A 3407-nucleotide genomic window follows, 5' to 3' on the forward strand; every position below is an offset into this window, starting at 1 on the left:
CACCGGCTGCCATTTTCCCCGGAGTGCCGCCAGGGTGAACCCCAGCAGTACGGCGATCCGCAGGAACATGAGCCGGTGCATGGAAAGGGCGGCCTGGGCCGGTTCCTTTTCCATCCCCCGCCGGACGCCCCAGAGAAACAGGGCCGTGTCCGCCAGGCCGGCGGCGGAGCCCAGAAGGGCCCCGGGCAGGGTTCCTCCCAGCAGGAGCACCGCCAGCAGGAAAGCCAGTCCCAGAGCCAGCTGTTTCAGAAACAGCGACCGGAGCTGACGGCCCAGGCGCTGGAACAGGGTTTCCATAGGGTCTTACTTTTCCTGTCCCCCATGGAATTCCGGCATCAGATCCACCGGATACCCATGGGTATGGAGCAGATAGGTGACGATCCGTTTGGCAGCCTGGCCGTCCCCATAGGGATTCACGGCTTCTGCCATGGACCGGTAGTATTTTTCATCGTTCAGCAGCCGGCAGGTGGCAGCATACACATCCTCCTTGCCGGTGCCGATCAGCTTCACCGTGCCGGCGGTAACGGCTTCCGGCCGTTCCGTGGTGTTCCGGAGCACCAGTACCGGTTTCCCCAGGGCCGGTGCTTCTTCCTGGATGCCGCCGGAATCGGTGAGGACAATGTCCACCCGGGCCATCAGGTTGGCAAAGGGTTCATAGTCCATGGGTTCCAGCAGATGGACCCGTTCCATTTTGCCCAGGACCGCTTCTGCCACTTCCCGGACCTTGGGATTCTTGTGCATGGGGAAAATGGCTTCCGCTTCCGGATTGTCCTTCAGCACTTCCTTCAGAGCCTGGTATACGTGGCGCATGGGAGCCCCCAGGTTTTCCCGCCGGTGGGTGGTCATCAGGATCAGCTTGTGGTCGGAACGGATGGCTTCCTCCAGTTTGGGGTTGTGGAAATCGAAATGATCCTTCACCGTGGCCTGGAGGGCATCGATCACCGTATTCCCGGTGACGTAGATGTCATCTTCCTTGATGTTTTCCTTCAGCAGGTTGGCTCTGGCGTTGCTGGTGGGAGCAAAATGCCAGTCGGTAATGGCTGCGGTAAGTTTCCGGTTCATTTCCTCCGGGAAGGGAGAATATTTGTTGCCGGTGCGCAGTCCTGCTTCCACATGGCCAACGGGGATCTGTTTGTAGAAAGAAGCCAGCGCCCCCACAAAGGTGGTAGTGGTATCCCCATGGACCAGCACCAGATCCGGCTGGGCTTCTTCCAGCACTTCCTTCAGCCCCATAAGGGCACGGCTGGTCACATCGTACAGGGTCTGACCGGCGGTCATGATGTTCAAATCATAATCCGGTTTGATCTGGAACAGCTCCAGCACCTGGTCCAGCATTTCCCGGTGCTGGGCGGTAACTGCCACAATGGGTTCCAGCATATCCGGGTACTTTTTCATTTCCAGCACCAGGGGACACATTTTGATGGCTTCCGGCCGGGTCCCAAAAATCGTCATGACTTTCAATTTTTTCATTTTCCTTCGCCCCTATTTCATGATCTATCCTGTAAAATCCCGATTTTTCTTGCGCCAATGAAGATCACCGCCAGCAGGAATACCAGCAGTGCAATGGCATAAATCCCCTCCATTTCCGTCAGGAGCACTGCCGTAAGGCAGAGTCCTGCACTGATCAGATACATGAAGATCACTGCCTGCCGCTGGCTGAAGCCCATGGCCAGCAGGCGGTGATGGATATGTCCCTTGTCCGGACTGAAAATAGGCCGTCCGTTCCGGTACCGGCGGACAATGGCAAAGGCCGTGTCCATAATGGGCAGCCCCAGGGCAATGGCCGGCACCAGAAGAGCAATGGTGGCCGCGCTTTTCACAGCGCCGAAAATGGAAATGGCTGCCAGCATGTAGCCCAGAAACAGGCTCCCGGTATCCCCCATGAAAATAGTGGCCGGATTGAAGTTGTACCGGATGAAGCCGATGATGCCTCCGGCCAGGGCCGCGGTGAGCACCGCCACCGGATACAGTCCCTGTTGGAGGGCCACCATGATCACCGTGACAGAGGCAATGGCGGACACCCCGGCTGCCAGGCCGTCCAGCCCGTCAATCAGGTTCACCACATTGGTGAAGCTGACGATCCAGAACACGGTAAAAGGGATGGACAGGTAGTTCAGATAGAAATACCCGCCCCAGGGATTGTTCAGCCATTCGATCCGGACTCCGAAGAACACCGGCACCAGGGCCGCAATGATCTGGCCCACCAGCTTCACCTTGGCGGCCAGCTGGAACATGTCATCCAATATACCCACAATGGCAATGACCGTACCTCCCAGGAGGATGCCCACCACGTCCCGGGTCAGTTCCATGGTGGAAACAGCCGCAGCCATGAACCCGATGTAAATGGCCAGGCCCCCCATCCGGGGCATGATCCTGTGGTGCACCTTCCGGGCATTGGGCCGGTCCACAGCGCCGATGCGGAAAGCCAGCTTCTTCACAAAAGGAGTCAGGACCCAACTGATGATCAGGGAAATGCTCAATGCCAGTAAATACGTTTTCACAAAACAAGCCTTTCTGCGGATTGCCCGCCCAGGGAAATTTACTTTCCCTTTTCCTGGAAAATTTTCTCTGCACTTTTGCTCATACAAAGTTATTATAGTACAGTTTTGGAAAATCTACAATTTGTTCCCCTGTTTCCTTTGTGACATTTTCTCCATTTTTCTTCCCGTTCTTTTTCTCCTCCAGCCATTTGGTGCCAGTTTGTTTACAGGCTCTTTGCTCCGTGTTACACTGAAAAGAATCGGAGGTGTTTCCATGAATGAACTGATCCAGCTGTTTGCGGTGTTCGCCCGGATCGGGGCGGTCACTTTCGGGGGCGGCTATGCCATGCTCCCCATCCTCCAGGCGGAAGTGGTGGAAAAATACCACTGGGCCAGCGAGGAAGAACTGGCGGACTATTATGCGGTGGGCCAGTGTACCCCTGGGGTCATTGCGGTGAATACGGCCACCTTCATTGGCATGAAACGGAAAGGGGTAACCGGAGGGATCATTGCCACCCTGGGGGTAGTGTTCCCCTCTCTGGTGATCATTACGGTAATCGCCGCCTTCCTGTCCAACTTTGCCCAGCTCCAGTTCGTCAGGGATGCCTTTGCCGGGATCCGGGTCTGCGTCTGTGTGCTGATCTTCAACGCCATCAAAAAACTGGCAAAAGGGGCTCTGGTGGACAAACTGACCATAGGTCTGTTCCTTCTGGTCATGGGGATCAACCTGTTCTCCAGCATTTCTCCCGCCTGGCTGGTGGTCCTGGCCGGCGTGGTGGGTCTTTTGGCCAAAAAAGCGGGAGGTGAGCTGTAATGTGCCTTTTTGTGCAGCTGTTCTGGGAATTCTTCAAAATCGGCCTGTTCGCCATCGGCGGCGGCATGGCCACCATTCCCTTCCTGGCCAAGCTGGCTACTGCCACCGGCTGG

Annotated in this window: 4 protein-coding genes and 1 pseudogene; 2 read left to right on the forward strand and 3 right to left on the reverse strand. The window is 56.6% G+C overall.

What is annotated here, in order from left to right:
* From QVO43_RS04515 to QVO43_RS04525, 3 genes and pseudogenes are all read right to left on the reverse strand, one after another.
* Positions 1-297: pseudogene (locus QVO43_RS04515) on the reverse strand (hypothetical protein); the annotation flags it as partial.
* A 6-nt stretch (positions 298-303) separates the two neighbouring features.
* Complete coding sequence (gene wecB / locus QVO43_RS04520) at positions 304-1470, reverse strand: non-hydrolyzing UDP-N-acetylglucosamine 2-epimerase (protein WP_022487394.1); 1167 nt, start codon at positions 1468-1470, stop codon at positions 304-306.
* A gap of 17 nt (positions 1471-1487) precedes the next feature.
* Complete coding sequence (locus QVO43_RS04525; protein WP_022487395.1) at positions 1488-2501, reverse strand: glycosyltransferase family 4 protein; 1014 nt, start codon at positions 2499-2501, stop codon at positions 1488-1490.
* A gap of 253 nt (positions 2502-2754) precedes the next feature.
* Here QVO43_RS04525 and QVO43_RS04530 point away from each other — a divergent pair, with 253 nt between their 5' ends.
* Together QVO43_RS04530 and QVO43_RS04535 are read left to right on the forward strand one after the other, a co-directional pair.
* A complete protein-coding gene (locus QVO43_RS04530; RefSeq protein WP_022487396.1) occupies positions 2755-3294 on the forward strand; it encodes a chromate transporter in 540 nt (179 codons plus the stop codon).
* Positions 3294-3407, forward strand: a 114-nt coding sequence (locus QVO43_RS04535; protein ID WP_288174526.1) for a chromate transporter, incomplete at its 3' end; no start/stop codon positions are given. The genes QVO43_RS04530 and QVO43_RS04535, both read left to right, overlap by 1 nt.

It is taken from the genome of Acidaminococcus sp. CAG:542 (assembly GCF_000437815.1).
GTDB lineage: Bacteria > Bacillota > Negativicutes > Acidaminococcales > Acidaminococcaceae > Acidaminococcus.